The 229-nt window shown below is 83.4% G+C and carries 1 pseudogene; it reads left to right on the plus strand.

Annotation, left to right across the window (positions count from 1 at the left end):
• Window positions 1-30: 30 nt before the first annotated feature.
• Window positions 31-229, plus strand: a pseudogene (locus tag KVT39_RS38905) (hypothetical protein); the annotation flags it as partial.

Below are 229 nucleotides of genomic sequence, written 5' to 3' on the forward strand. Positions count from 1 at the left end.
CGCCACCCCCCGCCGGCGGGGGGGCCGCCGATGAGCGGCCTGCTGTCCATCGCGCGCGGCGCCGCCGCGGGCGGCGCCGGGGCGGCCTACCAGGCCGGCGCGCACTACGCTGCCGCGACGCCCGGCGCGCACGGCTTCGGCCTCGCGATGGCGCCCGTGCCGCCGCTGCTGCTCGCGCACGGCGCGGCGCTGCGCTCGCCGCGACGTGCATGGTTCGTGCCGGCGTGGC

The organism is Burkholderia sp. GbtcB21 (genome assembly GCF_019091065.1).
Taxonomy (GTDB): Bacteria; Pseudomonadota; Gammaproteobacteria; order Burkholderiales; family Burkholderiaceae; genus Burkholderia; species Burkholderia pyrrocinia_C.